General features: G+C 59.9%; 16 protein-coding genes. 4 read left to right on the top strand and 12 right to left on the bottom strand.

From position 1 onward, the window contains the following. Nucleotides 1–58: 58 nt before the first annotated feature. Nucleotides 59–730 (bottom strand): helix-turn-helix transcriptional regulator, encoded by a 672-nt coding sequence (locus ACR0LW_RS03055; RefSeq protein WP_480881537.1) that lies wholly within the window; start codon nucleotides 728–730, stop codon nucleotides 59–61. A gap of 21 nt (nucleotides 731–751) precedes the next feature. Beyond that, on the bottom strand, nucleotides 752–1,057 hold the full coding sequence (locus tag ACR0LW_RS03050; protein ID WP_480881536.1) for a hypothetical protein: 306 nt from the start codon (nucleotides 1,055–1,057) through the stop codon (nucleotides 752–754). A 218-nt stretch (nucleotides 1,058–1,275) separates the two neighbouring features. Here ACR0LW_RS03050 and ACR0LW_RS03045 point away from each other — a divergent pair, with 218 nt between their 5' ends. From ACR0LW_RS03045 to ACR0LW_RS03030, 4 genes are all read left to right on the top strand, one after another. Next, on the top strand, nucleotides 1,276–1,491 hold the full coding sequence (locus ACR0LW_RS03045; RefSeq protein ID WP_170450201.1) for a twin-arginine translocase TatA/TatE family subunit: 216 nt from the start codon (nucleotides 1,276–1,278) through the stop codon (nucleotides 1,489–1,491). Between the two features lie 6 nt (nucleotides 1,492–1,497). After that, nucleotides 1,498–1,956, top strand: a complete 459-nt coding sequence (gene tatB / locus ACR0LW_RS03040) for a Sec-independent protein translocase protein TatB (RefSeq protein WP_480881535.1) — start codon at nucleotides 1,498–1,500, stop codon at nucleotides 1,954–1,956. Continuing rightward, nucleotides 1,953–2,828: a twin-arginine translocase subunit TatC gene (tatC, locus tag ACR0LW_RS03035; protein ID WP_170519024.1), complete on the top strand. Its 876-nt coding sequence runs from the start codon at nucleotides 1,953–1,955 to the stop codon at nucleotides 2,826–2,828. Before tatB ends, tatC begins: the two co-directional genes overlap by 4 nt. A 117-nt stretch (nucleotides 2,829–2,945) precedes the next feature. Continuing rightward, nucleotides 2,946–3,788 (top strand): ATP-binding protein, encoded by an 843-nt coding sequence (locus tag ACR0LW_RS03030; protein WP_170621902.1) that lies wholly within the window; start codon nucleotides 2,946–2,948, stop codon nucleotides 3,786–3,788. 62 nt (nucleotides 3,789–3,850) lie between these two features. Here the strand turns inward: ACR0LW_RS03030 and ACR0LW_RS03025 are convergent, their stop codons facing one another. The 10 genes from ACR0LW_RS03025 to alr all read right to left on the bottom strand — a co-directional run bounded on the left by ACR0LW_RS03025 (nucleotide 3,851) and on the right by alr (nucleotide 13,829). After that, entirely contained in the window at nucleotides 3,851–4,495 is a 645-nt protein-coding gene (locus tag ACR0LW_RS03025) for an SDR family NAD(P)-dependent oxidoreductase (protein ID WP_480881534.1), read from the bottom strand. A gap of 42 nt (nucleotides 4,496–4,537) precedes the next feature. After that, nucleotides 4,538–4,786: a hypothetical protein gene (locus ACR0LW_RS03020; RefSeq protein ID WP_480881533.1), complete on the bottom strand. Its 249-nt coding sequence runs from the start codon at nucleotides 4,784–4,786 to the stop codon at nucleotides 4,538–4,540. Nucleotides 4,787–5,041: 255 nt separating this feature from the next. Continuing rightward, nucleotides 5,042–6,565 carry an amidophosphoribosyltransferase gene (purF, locus tag ACR0LW_RS03015; RefSeq protein ID WP_480881532.1) on the bottom strand — a complete coding sequence of 508 codons (1,524 nt, stop codon included), beginning with the start codon at nucleotides 6,563–6,565 and terminating at the stop codon, nucleotides 5,042–5,044. 637 nt (nucleotides 6,566–7,202) lie between these two features. Then, nucleotides 7,203–7,793, bottom strand: coding sequence for a CvpA family protein (locus tag ACR0LW_RS03010; protein WP_170519014.1), 591 nt, complete (start codon nucleotides 7,791–7,793; stop codon nucleotides 7,203–7,205). A 40-nt stretch (nucleotides 7,794–7,833) separates the two neighbouring features. Then, entirely contained in the window at nucleotides 7,834–9,198 is a 1,365-nt protein-coding gene (gene radA, locus ACR0LW_RS03005; protein WP_170519011.1) for a DNA repair protein RadA, read from the bottom strand. A gap of 120 nt (nucleotides 9,199–9,318) precedes the next feature. Then, nucleotides 9,319–10,098 carry a kinetochore Spc7 family protein gene (locus ACR0LW_RS03000; protein ID WP_480881531.1) on the bottom strand — a complete coding sequence of 260 codons (780 nt, stop codon included), beginning with the start codon at nucleotides 10,096–10,098 and terminating at the stop codon, nucleotides 9,319–9,321. Between the two features lie 151 nt (nucleotides 10,099–10,249). Beyond that, nucleotides 10,250–10,702, bottom strand: coding sequence for a paraquat-inducible protein A (locus ACR0LW_RS02995; RefSeq protein ID WP_170450221.1), 453 nt, complete (start codon nucleotides 10,700–10,702; stop codon nucleotides 10,250–10,252). Between the two features lie 570 nt (nucleotides 10,703–11,272). Beyond that, nucleotides 11,273–12,019 carry an ATP-binding cassette domain-containing protein gene (locus ACR0LW_RS02990; RefSeq protein WP_170734912.1) on the bottom strand — a complete coding sequence of 249 codons (747 nt, stop codon included), beginning with the start codon at nucleotides 12,017–12,019 and terminating at the stop codon, nucleotides 11,273–11,275. After that, nucleotides 12,016–12,798 (bottom strand): MlaE family ABC transporter permease, encoded by a 783-nt coding sequence (locus tag ACR0LW_RS02985; RefSeq protein WP_170450224.1) that lies wholly within the window; start codon nucleotides 12,796–12,798, stop codon nucleotides 12,016–12,018. The genes ACR0LW_RS02990 and ACR0LW_RS02985 overlap by 4 nt, the downstream gene beginning before the upstream one ends. Then, nucleotides 12,795–13,829 carry an alanine racemase gene (alr, locus tag ACR0LW_RS02980; RefSeq protein ID WP_480881530.1) on the bottom strand — a complete coding sequence of 345 codons (1,035 nt, stop codon included), beginning with the start codon at nucleotides 13,827–13,829 and terminating at the stop codon, nucleotides 12,795–12,797. The genes ACR0LW_RS02985 and alr overlap by 4 nt, the downstream gene beginning before the upstream one ends. Nucleotides 13,830–13,952 lie beyond the last annotated feature (123 nt).

The raw sequence follows: 13,952 nt of genomic DNA, 5'->3' as shown, positions 1-13,952 counted from the left end.
ATGGCCCGTTCCGGGCCATGCCTCCGGCGGAGGTATTTTTAGCCAGATGAAGCCGGGATCACGCGTTTGGGTCGTAGTCGCTCAGGCGTTTGCCGGGTTCATCTGTGAAGAGTTCCGGTTGGGGCGTGACGGATTCGATCAGGTCGATGCGGAAGACACGAAAGCCTTCGCGTAGCTCGCACCATGCGGTCAGTGTCCAGACACGACCCCAGTATTCCATGTGCAATGGGCGGATGATGCGGTCGGTCAGGGTGCCGTCGATGCGGCGATAAGACAGGTGCAGTTTCTGTCGTGCTTTGATGGCGGCACGGATGGGGGCCATATGAGCCAGACCGCGCGCGGCGTCTGCAAAGGGGTAGACGGCGAATTTCCAGGCTTCCGCCTCGGCCACGACCTGCGTGGGAAGAACTGCATCGATCTTTTCCGCCAGTGACTCGGCGGCTGATTTGAGGTCCGGGTCTGCAGCCTCGGCCACGATGGCCATGCCGAGGTTGAGGGCTTCGAGTTCGGATGGTGTCAGGTTCAGCGGGGGCAGGGTGATCTGCTCGCGCACCATGTAGCCCACGCCGCGCTCACCCTCGACCGGGACGCCCGAGGCGACCAGCGTGTCCATGTCGCGGTAGATGGTGCGGACCGACACCTCGAGCCGATCCGCGATGTCCTGCGCGCGGTGCAGTTTGCCGTCGCGCAGGATCTGGATGATGTCGAACAGGCGGTCAGTGCGACGCATGACACGCCGATCTGATCGGGGTTACGCGGTCATGTTCCATAGCACAGTCTCATGTCGCATCTGGACGCTGTCGGGATTGATCACCGCCATTATGGCGGCGGCGCAATCCTGCTGCATGAATTGCGCAGCGGCATCTTGCGCGGCTTTCATATCCGCCCAGACGACATAGTCGGTCCAGCGGCCATCCTCGCCCTGGCTGAGTTGACGGTGGGCAAAGCCCGGGGCTGACCGGACAAAAGCCTCGGACGCCTGGCTGAGTTTCACGAATTCTTCCGCTGTGGTGCCATTGGCAAGGCTGAAGGTGACGATTTCCGCAACATGGGTCATTTGATTCTCCGTTGACCAGGTTTCGATGACCTCTGCCTAGCCCCTTGCAACTGACATAAACCTGTCAGTTGAGAAATGCGAGCCCCATGTTTCCACCCGATCACATCAAATTTGAGCACCAATTGGGGCCGGTTCCCTTTTGGCGGGCAGGTTTGCGGCGTAAACACAGGCTCAGATCATATTCCGGGCGCACAGCGCCCAAGCAAAGGAGAAGAGACATGCTCAACAATATCGGCCTTCCCGGTCTTCTGCTGATTGCGGTTGTGGTGCTGGTGCTGTTTGGTCGCGGCAAGATCAGCTCGTTGATGGGTGAAGTCGGCAAGGGCATCACCGCGTTCAAGAAAGGCGTCAAGGACGGTTCGGAAGAGATCGAACAGGACGCGTCTGAACTGGCCAAGGATGTCACGCCCGAAACCGAGAAAGACAAGGTCTAAGCGCAGATGTTTGATCTGGGCTGGACCGAGCTTCTGGTCATCGGCATCGTTGCGCTGATCGTGGTGGGGCCCAAGGACCTGCCGGTGCTGTTTCGCAATGTCGGGCGCTTTGTCGGCAAGGCGCGGGGCATGGCGCGCGAATTCAGCAGCGCCATGAACGAAGCGGCGGATCAGGCGGGTGTGAACGAGATCAAGAAGGGTCTTAAGGCTGCGACGAACCCTGTGAACACGGCCATGGATGGTGTGAAACAGGCGGCGCAGGACATGGCCAAAAGCATCGACCCAACCAAATATGATCCCGACAGCGCAACCGGGAAACTGGCGGCCGAGCGGGCCGAACAAGCCAAGAAGGTTCAGGCCACGAGCGCCCGCGCCACGGCCGAGCGCAAGGCCAAGGAAGCCGCTGATGCGCTGGCCAAGGCGGAAGAGGCCGAAGCGGCGCTGAATTCTGAGAACAAGACATGAGCAAGACCGACGAAATCGAAGACAGCTCGGCCCCGTTGATCGAGCATCTGGCGGAACTGCGTACGCGGCTCATTCATTGCGTCGTGGCGTTTCTGGTCGGGATGATCATCTGCTTTACGGTGGCAACGCCGCTTTTCAACTTCCTGACGCATCCACTGTGCGAGGTGCTGAACGAACGTGGGCAGGATTGCGGGCTGATCTTCATCTCCCCGCAGGAAGGCTTTTTTGTCGCCATCAAGGTTTCGCTTCTGGGCGGTTTCATTCTGGCTTTCCCCTATATCGGAATGCAGATGTGGCGCTTTGTGGCACCGGGGCTGTATCGGTCGGAAAAGAACGCGTTTCTGCCCTTCATGGTTGCGTCGCCCTTCATGTTCCTGCTGGGTGCTAGCTTTGCCTTCTATGTCGTCACGCCTTTGGCTTATGACTTCTTCCTTGGCTTCCAGCAGTTTGGCGCGGAAGGTGAGGCTGTGGTCGATGGTGCGACTGCTGCTCCGCTAAGCGTTGTGTTCCAGGGCTCGGCACAGGAATACCTGAACCTGACGATCAAGTTCATTGTGGCCTTTGGCCTGTGCTTCCAACTGCCAGTCCTTTTGACCCTGATGGGCAAAGCCGGGTTGGTCAGCGCCGAAGGGTTGGGTGCGGTGCGCAAATATGCGGTTGTTGGCATTCTGGTGTTGGCCGCGCTGGTGACGCCACCCGACGTGATCACTCAGGTCATCCTGTTCGTGGTCGTCTATGGCCTTTACGAAGTGTCGATCTTCCTCGTCGCCCGTGTCGAGAAAAAGCGCGAAGAACAACTGCGTGCCGATGGCTATTATGATGACGAAGCCGAAGCGGATGAAGAGATCATTCAGGAAGAAGAAGGCAAGTAACCTTCCCTGATCCCGGACAAAGGCGCGCCTCGGTTGGCGCGCCTTTTTCATTGGCGGCTCTTGTCGTAGTGGGCGGATCATGGTTTGAAACCGCCAGACCCTGACCCGGAGGCCCCGATGGACGATCAAGCCCTGAACCGTATCGCCGACGCGCTGAATCGCATGGCACCCGCCCCATTGGCCGCCCCGGATTTCAACCAGGCCCCGGCCTTTGTCTGGCATGTCGAGCCGGACCGGCTGGAGCCGGTGACGCAAGTCAACCGGGTCGATCTGGATCTGCTTGTGGGCATCAACCGCTCACGCGACACATTGCTGGACAATACGCGCCGGTTTGCCGACGGGTATAAGGCCAATAACGCCTTGCTTTGGGGGGCGCGGGGGATGGGGAAATCCAGCTTGGTCAAAGCGGTGCATGGCACGCTGCAGGCAGATCACCCAAACCTGAAACTGGTGGAATTGCAGCGCGAGGATATGGGCTCGGTCGCGCGCCTGTTGAACCATCTGCGGGCCGCGCCGCATCGGTTCATCCTGTTCTGCGATGACCTGTCCTTCAGCCATGATGACCAGCACTACAAATCGCTCAAGGCCGTGCTGGATGGGGGTATCGAGGGCCGCCCCGAGAATGTGGTCTTCTACGCCACCTCAAACCGCCGCCACCTGATGCCGCGGGACATGATCGAGAACGAACGCTCCAGCGCCATCAACCCGTCCGAAGCGGTCGAGGAAAAGGTCTCGCTCTCCGACCGTTTTGGTCTGTGGCTGGGCTTCCACCCCTGCGATCAGGACGAATACCTTGCCATGATCGACCGCTACTGCGGTGCCTATGGGGTTTCAGTCGACCCAGAAACCCTGCGCGCCGAAGCCATCGAGTGGCAGGCCACCCGAGGCGCGCGCTCGGGCCGCGTCGCCTGGCAATTCTTCGTCGATCTGGCGGGGCGCAACGGCGTCCATATCGCCTGATCCCAGCTTCATCTGGCCAAAAATATCTCCGCCGGAGGCATGGCCCGGAACGGGCCATTCCCCTATAGCAGTGCCAAAATCCGCGCCGCCTCATCTGCCGTGTTGGTTAACACATCCCGATCTTCGCCGGGATGGAACCGAGCGCGCACGGCCGTCGGCATCGGCGCAGGTTCCACAATGGAAACCCGAGGGCCGGTGCGTTCGGTCTCGACCTGCCAACTGCGGGCCAGTGCCATCTGTGCGGCCTTTGTGGCCCCATAGATGCCATAGAACTTCTCGCCCGCCTTGGGGTCGTCAAAGAACACCGCGTGACCGGCTTCACCCAGCAAAGGTGTTACATACGGGATCAGGACCGAGGTGGCATTGGCGTTTGTGTTGATCGCCTTCGTCCACTCTTTCGGATCAACGAAATGCGCCGGTGTCAGGGCCGAGGTATGAACGGCCGTGTGCAACCAAAGATCAACCTTGCCCCAGCGATCGTGAATGCCCCGGCACAGGGTCGCCATGGCGTTTGGATCGGTGATGTCCATTGGGGCTAGGGTTGCGGATCCGCCCTTTGCCTTGATCCGGTCGTCCAGTTCTTCCAGCCCGCCGGTGGTGCGGGCAACGGCGACGATGTGATAGTCGGGGGCCAGCGCCTCGGCCAGGGCTGCGCCCAACCCGCGTGAGGCCCCGGTGATGAGGGCAATTTTGGTCTGATCGGTCATGGCAGCGGTTTGAACCCCATCGCGCAGGGCGTCAAGAGGGGGTTAGCCCCCCGGAATCGCGATCTGCCGGGTCTGGCCGCTTTGTCGCAGCATGATCCCATGTTCATCGATGGCAACAATGGTGCCCGAGCCGACCCGGCTGCCGGTCTTGACCTCTTTGACACGACCCGACGCCATACGCATCAGCGCGCGCAGATCGCTTTTGGGGCCAAAGATCCCAAGAACAGACACAGAGTTTTTCTTCAGCGCGCCCTTTTGGGTGGCCGCGCTTTTGACGGTGGCGTTGGACATGAACTGCGGTCGGGGCAGGGCCCGGACCCCTTTGGTGAGTGGTAGCAGAAGGGTGGTTAACAAAGGCCAAAAGGGAACAAAAGACTGCCGCCGCGTCGCAGATTTCGGTGCAAAACACCGCGCCGCCGAAGCCTTTGCAAATCCAAAGGGTTCAACTTGGGGATGTGGCGGCAACTTTTCGTGATCGATTTTTGCACCGACCCAAACCGCCCAAATCCCGGACCTGAACCCCTCAGCTTGATTCGCCTTCTGACCTCAGCCTGAGGCCAGCTTGGCCCCGTTCCACGACCCACCAACGACCTGCATGTCTTCGCGCTTTTTGCTGACCCGGCTGCTGTTTTCCAGACTGTCGAGGTAGTCGTCGCTGACGCTGCCGGTGATGTAGTCGCCGTCAAAGCAGGAACAATCGAAGGCCTCGATCTCGGGGTTGCCTTCCTTGGCCGCCCAGACCAGATCGTCGAGATGCTGATAGAACAGGGCATCCGCGCCCAGTTCCTCGCGGATTTCTTCAATTTCTTTGCCGTTTGCGATCAACTCATGCTTGGTGGGCATGTCGATGCCGTAGACATTGGGATATTTCACCGGAGGCGAGGCGCTGGCGATATAGACCTTCTTGGCCCCGGCCTCGCGGCACATTTGCACGATCTTCTTGATGGTATTGCCGCGCACAATCGAGTCATCAATCAGCAGGACATTGTGATCCTTGAACTCAAGCGGAATGGCGTTCAGCTTGCGGCGGACGGATTTCTGGCGTTCTTCCTGACCGGGCATGATGAATGTCCGACCGACATAGCGGTTCTTCACCAGACCTTCGCGATAGGGAATGCCGGTGATCTTGGCAGCCTCAAGCGCCACGGGGCGGGCGCTGTCGGGAACCGGGATGATCCGGTCAATCTCAAGCCCGGAATCCTGAATCTGCTTGGCCAGCGTTTGACCCATGCGCATCTGGGTTTTGTAGACCGATACGCCATCCAGCAGAGAATCCGGACGGGCCAGGTAGACATATTCGAAGATACAGGGGGTCAGCTTGCCTTCGACCGCCTGGAATTCGTGCATGTTGCCGTCCAGATCGATCAGGATCGCCTCACCCGCGCGCAGGTCGCGCAGTTTCTTGAACCCGTTGATGCCAAAGGCCACATCCTCGGACGCAAAGGCATAGTCGTTGCCGTCGCCATCGGTTTCACGCTCAGCCACCGACAGGGGGCGAATGCCGTACGGATCGCGGAAGGCCAGCATCCCGACACCTGCAATCAGGCAGATCACGGAATAGGCACCCTGCACCCGCTCCATCGTCATCTTCACGCCCGCGAAGATGTTGCGGATGGGTTCGACATTGCCGTTGACCTTGATCGCATCGGCCACCTTGTCGGCCAGCACGTTCAGCAGAATCTCGGAATCCGACGTGGTGCGCAGGTGGCGGCTGTATTTGCCTGTCACCTTCTCACGCTGCTCGGCGGTGTTGGTGATGTTGCCGTTATGGACCAGATAGATCCCGTAGGGCGCATTCACAAAGAATGGCTGCGCCTCAGCCGCGCTGAGCGAACCTGCGGTCGGATAGCGCACATGGCCCATGCCAACCTTGCCCAGCAGGGTTTCAGCGTCCGTTGCGTTGAAGACGTCCTTGACCAGACCGTTGGCCTTTTTCTCGCGAAAAAACTCACCATTATACGTGACGATCCCCGAGGCATCCTGACCCCGGTGCTGCAGCATCAGCAGCCCGTCATAGATTTCCGCAAACACATCATGTGTCCGGCTTGCGATCCCCAAAATCCCACACATGTACGGGCTCCAATTTCTATGACGTTGTAACGAGAGGTTTGACCGGCATGGGGGATCGGATGGCCTGCGCCAGACGCGGGATTGGGTGTGTTTCCAAAGCCAGATGGCCAATCATCGATGCGGCGCACGCAGATGAAAACACAAAGAACAAGACCGGCAGCTCCGATTCCGTGGCGGGTTGGCCCCCACATAATGCCTTAGAACGCGCCTGTCATCAAAGGATCACAAATACACAATGCCGCAGGTGGGTTTTGTGCAACCGTGATCCGGGGCCAAGGCTGATGACATATGATTTCTTTTATGCTGACATGTCGGAAAGGGCACGAAAACCAGGGGATTTAGCGGGCAGGGGGCTTTTATGTGGCAAAACAGGGCACCATCGAAGAAAGATGAAACACCCAAGCGGCGGTGCCATCGATGTCGCGGCATGGGGCGGGCGCCCTGTCAGATCTGCAACGGCTCGGGCGAGGTCATCAAAAGCCGCGATATTCACGGCAAGCCGATCACCAGCCGCTGCGACGGCTGTTTCGGGCTAAAGACAATCCGATGCACCGTATGCGGTGGCGAGGGGTTCGTTTAGCTTGACACAAAAAAGCCCTGGCAGTGCCGGGCTTTCCGAAAACTGGTAAAGCAGCAATCAGTTGCCGGTGCTTTCAGCAGCAGGGGCCGAACCGTTCGAGGTGCAGCTTGCTACCAGCTCTTCATACTGCGCGGTGACCCAGCCCAGAGCGGCCTCGGGGTTCTGCTCTTCGATCTGCGAGCTGAACTGTTCGAACACCTTGGCCGAGCGGCTTTCATCCACGATTGTATAGGATTGGCCGGTCATGACCGTGTCGTAGACAAAGAAGGCGATGGCAACCAGCAGGATGCCGCGCGCGATGCCGAAGAAGAAGCCAAGCGCCTGATCCAACCCGCCCAGAGCGGAACGCTGCACCAGTGACGAGAACAGCGGTGTGAAGATGCTGACCACGATCAGGGCGATTGCAAAAACGGCAGCGAACCCTGTGATCACCGACAATTCGCAACTGTCGCGCAGGAAGTCTCCGACAACCGGGATTTCTTTGACCAACGGCACGGCCTGCGGTGCAAAGATGAATGCAAGGACTGCCGCCGCGACCCAACCTGCGATGGCCAGAACCTCGCGCATGAACCCGCGCGAATAGGCCAGCAGACCTGACAGCACGATGATCAGGGCCACAACCCCGTCAATTATTGTAAAACCTTCCATGGCCCTCGCCTGTTCTTTTTCTGCCCCTCGCGGCGCGACTTTAACCTGCTCCGAAGGTTTCGCCAACAAACCCAACCAAATCAGAGGGCCGGGTGAGTGTCAGACCTGCCACAGTACCGGTTTTGCCGCCAGCCGGAGCGATTGCCGACGTGAAACCAAGTTTTTGGGCTTCTTTCAACCTGTTTTCGGTCTGCGGGGCCGGTCTAAGTGCCCCGGATAGAGAGATTTCTCCGAAAACCACCGTGTCTGCGGGCAGGGCAGTGTCTTCGCGCGCGCTCAGCAGCGCGGCGGCAACGGCCAGATCGGCGGCGGGTTCGCCGATTTTCAGGCCTCCGGCGACGTTTAGATAGACGTCCAGGCCAGTGAACGGAACGCCGCATCGCGCCTCGAGCACCGCAAGGATCATCGCCAGACGCCCGCTGTCCCAGCCCACAACCGTGCGGCGGGCCTGCGAATGGGGCGAGGGCGCGACCAGCGCCTGCAACTCGACCAGAACGGGGCGGGTGCCTTCGATGCCTGCGAACACGGCGGAACCGGGGCTTGGAGTGCCGCGTTCCGACAGGAACAGGGCCGAGGGGTTGGTGACTTGGGCCAACCCCTTGCCGGTCATCTCGAAGACCCCGATCTCATCAGCGGGGCCAAAGCGGTTCTTGACGGCGCGCAGGATGCGGAACTGATGGCCGCGCTCGCCTTCGAAATAAAGCACGGTGTCGACCATGTGTTCGACGACCCGAGGGCCTGCGATCTGGCCTTCTTTGGTGACGTGGCCGACCATGATGATCGACACGCCATGTCGTTTCGCAAACGTGGTCAATTCATGCGCCGCGGCCCGGACTTGTGACACCGAACCCGGCGCGCTGTCCACATTGTCGGCCCACATTGTCTGAATCGAGTCGATAATGGCGAGGCCGGGTTTCTCGGCCTCTAGCGTTGTAAGGATGTCGCGCAGGTTGGTCTCGGCGGCCAGTTGGACGGGCGCGTCTTCCAGCCCCAAACGGCGGGCGCGCATGCGGACCTGAGCGCTGGCTTCTTCGCCTGAGACATAGATCGTCTTGACGCCCGCACGCGCGAACCGGGCAGCCGCCTGCAACAACAGGGTGGATTTGCCGATACCGGGATCTCCGCCGACCAACAGAGCAGAGGCGGGGACGAGGCCGCCGCCCAACACGCGGTCCAACTCATCCACCCCGCTGAGTGTACGGGGTGGCGGTGTCTCCTCGGTCGACAAGTCCGTGAGTGCGATGGACGTGCCCCGCTTGCCGCCGAGGGATTTCTTGGCCGGACCCGCCGAAAGCGGCACGTCCTGGGTGATTGTGTTCCATTCGCCGCAGGCGTCGCAGCGCCCGGACCATCTTGTATGCGTGGCGCCACAGGCCGAGCAGGAGAAGGAAGTCGTCTTTGCCATGTGGCCTTTGGTGCCCGAGGGCGGGCGGTTCTTCAAGCCCTTGCGGGCTTTCATCCCCGCCGGTGGCACGCTGCGGGCTCAGGCCCGACGGGCCATCCCCCGCAGCGGGCGCTGACGCGCCTATTCCGCTGCCCGAGGGGGGGACATTGCGATGACGCTGGACGCGCTTGGATCGCTGTCATCAGGGGGGGATTGCAATTGGGCGGAAAGTTCCGGCAGCAACTCGAACAACTCGTCCCGCAGGCGGCTGAGTTGGGATTTGGCGATGGATTCCTCGATCTCGATATCGCGGGTCCATTGGCTGAGCTCGTGCAGGATGGTCTGCGCATCCTCGATCCGCTTCTGAAACAACTCAACCTCTTCCTGCCGCTGTTGCAGGAAGGTGCGGGCGCGTCTGACACGATCCTCGCCGTAGGTTTCGGCCAGTTCCTGACTGACCTGACTCATCTGGGCCGCCGTTTCCAGAACTTCAGGTTCCAGCGCCTGCAGGTCGGGGTGATCCCGCAGAAAGGCCATCCGTTCCTTCACCGCGTCGAATTCCGAGGCCAGCGCAAACGCCCCGCTGCGGTCGGCGGCATGGGCCACCTGATAGGCATGGGCGATGTCCTGCATGTTCAGCGAGAACTTCCGGTGCGCGTTTTCCAGCGCCATCATCCGCGCGTTTGAGGGCAGGTAGAAGGCCAGCATCAGAATCAGGCAGGTCAACCCGATCTGGATATAGACGCCCGCATCGATGGTGCCGCCGGCAAATCCGGCCTGCATCGACAGCCACGGCCAGACGCCAAGCGCGGACAGGGATGTAGCGACAACTGCGCCAAGCGCTGCGGCGCATATCAGGAAAAAAGTCAGTCTTAGAAAGGCATTCTGAAATTGCAATGTGATGTTATGGAGTGCGGCCATGATAGTCCTTCTCCTTTTCAAACCGGTACACACCGGGCCGAAGCGGAGGGAAAGATCAAACACGCAAGGTGATCCGCTGCGGACCCGTAAACGACAAAAAACTTTGCTGCTCGAATATTAAAATGATACTCAGATTAATGTTTTCAATCAATTAGGTCTGAGGATTTCGTGAACTGGATGTCATCTCGGTAATATAACCCAGCGCAAGCGAGGCCAGAATGCAGGCGGTGAACAGGTACAGGCCCCATGCGGTTTCGATGGTGGCGTAAGAGATGCCCTTGGCCAGCGTGATATAAAGCGCGATCAGGAAGATGTCGGCCATTGCCAGTTTGCCGAGGATGTTCAGTGCGGGTTGTAGCCGAGCATCCATCAGGTCCCATTGGATCAGCGCGGTGCCGATGGTTTTGACGTAAGGTGCGACGAGGGCGAAGATTGTGACGACCAGCGCGAGGAAGACGTCGGATTTCCAAAGCGACTGGAGGCCGGTGATGACGCTGATCTCGCTGAGGCCAAAGATGGGGAGGAGACCGGCGCGCATCAGCGGGGCGAACCACGCGATGGGGTAGAGGATCAGGAGCGAGAGGGTTGCGAGGCGGAGGGGCATGTATCCGGTTCACGAAGAAAAGTCACTTGGTCGTGCTTTCTCCAGTTTGTATGGTCGATGTCCCCAGTCAATCAGAAGTTTGAAGCGATGGTAGTAAGTTACTACTTTGCTCGCAGCGTGGTAACTGCAGAAGCTCATAGTATCTATTCGCTTCTAGAACTTGAAAAACTGCGCAGATAACAATCGCCAGCAGGATAGCAGCGGGAACAAGCTCGAATTTTCTAGGCTTCCACCGAGTTTTGAAGGCGCCGATCAACCAAATAAGAACTAGGAATACGTAGAGAACGAACAGAGCCAAGCCAAAAACTGTACTGTAGTACCTTACAAAGTCTTCGCTCGCCTCGGAAACCATCGGAAGAAACAACCTAGTGAGCGCGAAAGCCACCAGTATGTAAAACGAACTGAGCCCTTTTTTGATTGTTCGCGTTGTGAAACCCAGCTTTCGCTTTATCAGAAGCGAAACAAATACCGCGAATGGCAACAGCAGAACCAGAACGAATGTTATTAATCCCAGACCGAAGTTCTGAGACCTGTATAGTTCGCCAACATCAACGCAGCTTTGTTCCATGCTCAACGCACCGCCTCAATCGGCCCTTCTGCACTCCCGCTGATGAACTGCTCCAGATACGGATCGCCCGAGGCGTCCATCTGGCCCACAGGCCCGGTCCACTGGATCACCCCGTCATGCAGCATCGCCACGTTGTCGGCAATCGCGCGGACGGAGCTCATGTCGTGGGTGATGGTCATCGCGGTGGCACCCATCTCGGTTACGATTTCCCGGATCAGGTCGTTGATGACGCCGGACATGATCGGGTCCAACCCGGTGGTGGGCTCGTCGAAAAAGATGATCTCGGGCTCGGCGGCGATGGCGCGGGCGAGGCCTACGCGTTTTTGCATACCGCCGGACAGTTCAGCAGGAAAGCGGTCGGCGACGTTGGATTTCAGACCGACGCGGCGCAGTTTTTCGATGGCGATTTCGCGGGCTTCCTCGGCTGGGCGCTTCAGGGAACCGCGCAGCAGGCGGAAGGCGACGTTCTGCCAGACGGGCAGCGAGTCAAACAGCGCTGCGCCCTGAAACAGCATTCCGAACCGGGCCAGAAAGGCGTCTCGGTCGCCCTTGGTGGCGTCTTTGCCGTCCACATAGATCATGCCGCTGTCGGGCTTGATCAGGCCCAGAATGCATTTCAGCGCCACCGATTTACCCGTGCCCGAGCCACCGATGATAACCATCGAGGTGCCCTTGGGGATCTCAAGGTTCATCCCCTGCAACACATGGTTGTCATCAAAGGCTTTATGTACGTTCTCCATCCGGATCATAGCGAGAAGAACACCCCTGTCAGAACGAAATTGGCGGCCAGGATCAGCACGGCGGCGGCCTCGACCGAGCCTTTGGTGGCGCGGCCAACACCTTGCGCGCCGCGACCCGAGCTCATGCCGTAGTAGCAGCCCATGACGGCGGCGATCATGCCGAAGGCGGCCCCTTTGACCAGTGATGAGACGATGTCGCGCGTCTCAAGGAAATCCACCGTGTTTTTCAGGTAGGTCGCCGGGTTGAAGCCCAGGTTTTGGGTGGCAACCGTATAGCCGCCCATGATGCCGATCACATCGCCCACCGCGACCAAAGCAGGAACGGTGATCACCGCCGCCAGCACGCGAGGGGCGGTCAGGTATTTCATCGGATGGGTGGACAGCGTGACCAGAGCGTCAATCTGCTCGGTCACTTTCATGGTCGCGATTTCTGCCGCGATGGATGAGGTCACGCGCGCAGCGATCATCAGGCCGACCAGTACGGGGCCAAGTTCCCGCACCATGCCGATGGCGACGATCTGGGGGACCACGGCCTCGGCATTGAAACGCGCGCCGCCGGAGTAGATCTGCAGGGCCAGCGCGCCACCGGTGAAGATTGCGGTCAGGCCGACCACGGGCAGGGACAGCCAGCCGATATTCAGCAATGCCATGGCGAATTCGCGCGGGTAGAAGGGCGGTCGAAAGATATGCGACACTGCGTCCAGCGCAAACAATGCGACGCGTCCGAACGCAGCCAGCATGTTCAGGACCGCGCGACCCAATCCGCCAAGCATCAGAATGGGGTTCATTCCACGTAACCCCGCGAGTACCTGCGGCCCAGTGACGTCAGAATTTCATAACCGATCGTCCCAGCGGCCTCGGCCAGATCATCCACGGTCTGGTGGCCGTTCAGGATGCGCAGGCGTTCGGGGTCCTGCGGCAGGTCGGTGACATCGACGGTGATCAGATCCATCGAGATACGGCCCACGACCGGGCAGGGCTGATCGCCCGAAAACGTATCGATGCCGCCGCCAATTGCGCGGTGCAGACCGTCCGCATATCCCGCCGCCACTGTGGCGATGCGCGACGGACGCCGGGCAGTCCAGCTGTTGCCGTACCCAACAGACTCTCCGACTTCCACGGCGCGGACCTGAATGACCGGCAAATCAACCGTGACGACCGGCTTGGCCCCGGCAAAGGGCATGCCGCCATACAGGCCGACGCCCGGACGGCAGAAGTCGAAATGGAACTCGGGCCCCAGCAACGTCCCGCCCGTCGCCGCAAGCGAGCGCGGCGCGGTGACACCGTCGGTCATCTCGCGGAAGGTTTTCAGCTGCTGCTGGTTCATCGGGTGATCGGGCTCGTCCGAACAGGCGAGGTGGGACATCACCACCACCGGGTTCAGCGCCTCGGCCTTGGGGCGCAGCTCGGCCCAGTCGGCGGGTTCCAGCCCCAGACGGTTCATGCCGCTGTCAAGCTGGATGCCAAAGGGATGATCGGGCAGGGCCTGCACATGGCGCTGGAATTGCTCGGCCGAGTTGATCAGCGGCGTCAGATCGTGATCGCGCAGCAGATCGGTGTCACCCTCCATATGGCCGGAAAACACGGCTACCATCGGTCCGGGGCCAACGGCCTCGCGCACGGCAACGCCTTCCTCGGCGACGGCGACGAAAAACTTGCGCACGCCTTCCTCGGCCAGCGCGCCGCTGACGGGTCCGGCCCCCAGCCCATAGGCGTCGGCTTTGACCACGGCGCCGGTTTCAACATTGGTCTTTGCATCCAGCGCCCGCCAGTTGCTGGCAACGGCCTGAAGATTGATTGTTAGTCGTGCTGTACTCATGCGTCGTTCATGCCATTGCGTCGTGGCAGGTCAAGGGGGTATCGGGCTTTTCCCGACAAGATACGCTGCGACATAGGCAGCATCTGGCTGAGTACAAACGGTCCGCGCGGCTGTCGAGCGTAA

It is taken from the genome of Ruegeria sp. N4 (genome assembly GCF_056531425.1).
The sequence above is the reverse complement of the archived record's forward strand: the minus strand, read 5'-3'. Positions and strand labels throughout refer to the sequence as shown.

Bases quoted from the DNA above. Each gene is read 5' to 3' on its own strand.
- purF (WP_480881532.1), bottom strand. From the start codon at position 6,565: ATGTGTGGGATTTTGGGGATCGCAAGCCGGACACATGATGTGTTTGCG.
- ACR0LW_RS02990 (WP_170734912.1), bottom strand. From the start codon at position 12,019: ATGATCCGGATGGAGAACGTACATAAAGCCTTTGATGACAACCATGTG.
- ACR0LW_RS03010 (WP_170519014.1), bottom strand. From the start codon at position 7,793: ATGGAAGGTTTTACAATAATTGACGGGGTTGTGGCCCTGATCATCGTG.
- radA (WP_170519011.1), bottom strand. From the start codon at position 9,198: ATGGCAAAGACGACTTCCTTCTCCTGCTCGGCCTGTGGCGCCACGCAT.
- ACR0LW_RS03020 (WP_480881533.1), bottom strand. From the start codon at position 4,786: ATGTCCAACGCCACCGTCAAAAGCGCGGCCACCCAAAAGGGCGCGCTG.
- alr (WP_480881530.1), bottom strand. From the start codon at position 13,829: ATGAGTACAGCACGACTAACAATCAATCTTCAGGCCGTTGCCAGCAAC.
- ACR0LW_RS03025 (WP_480881534.1), bottom strand. From the start codon at position 4,495: ATGACCGATCAGACCAAAATTGCCCTCATCACCGGGGCCTCACGCGGG.
- tatC (WP_170519024.1), top strand. From the start codon at position 1,953: ATGAGCAAGACCGACGAAATCGAAGACAGCTCGGCCCCGTTGATCGAG.
- ACR0LW_RS03050 (WP_480881536.1), bottom strand. From the start codon at position 1,057: ATGACCCATGTTGCGGAAATCGTCACCTTCAGCCTTGCCAATGGCACC.
- ACR0LW_RS03030 (WP_170621902.1), top strand. From the start codon at position 2,946: ATGGACGATCAAGCCCTGAACCGTATCGCCGACGCGCTGAATCGCATG.
- ACR0LW_RS03055 (WP_480881537.1), bottom strand. From the start codon at position 730: ATGCGTCGCACTGACCGCCTGTTCGACATCATCCAGATCCTGCGCGAC.
- ACR0LW_RS03000 (WP_480881531.1), bottom strand. From the start codon at position 10,098: ATGGCCGCACTCCATAACATCACATTGCAATTTCAGAATGCCTTTCTA.
- tatB (WP_480881535.1), top strand. From the start codon at position 1,498: ATGTTTGATCTGGGCTGGACCGAGCTTCTGGTCATCGGCATCGTTGCG.
- ACR0LW_RS03045 (WP_170450201.1), top strand. From the start codon at position 1,276: ATGCTCAACAATATCGGCCTTCCCGGTCTTCTGCTGATTGCGGTTGTG.
- ACR0LW_RS02985 (WP_170450224.1), bottom strand. From the start codon at position 12,798: ATGAACCCCATTCTGATGCTTGGCGGATTGGGTCGCGCGGTCCTGAAC.
- ACR0LW_RS02995 (WP_170450221.1), bottom strand. From the start codon at position 10,702: ATGCCCCTCCGCCTCGCAACCCTCTCGCTCCTGATCCTCTACCCCATC.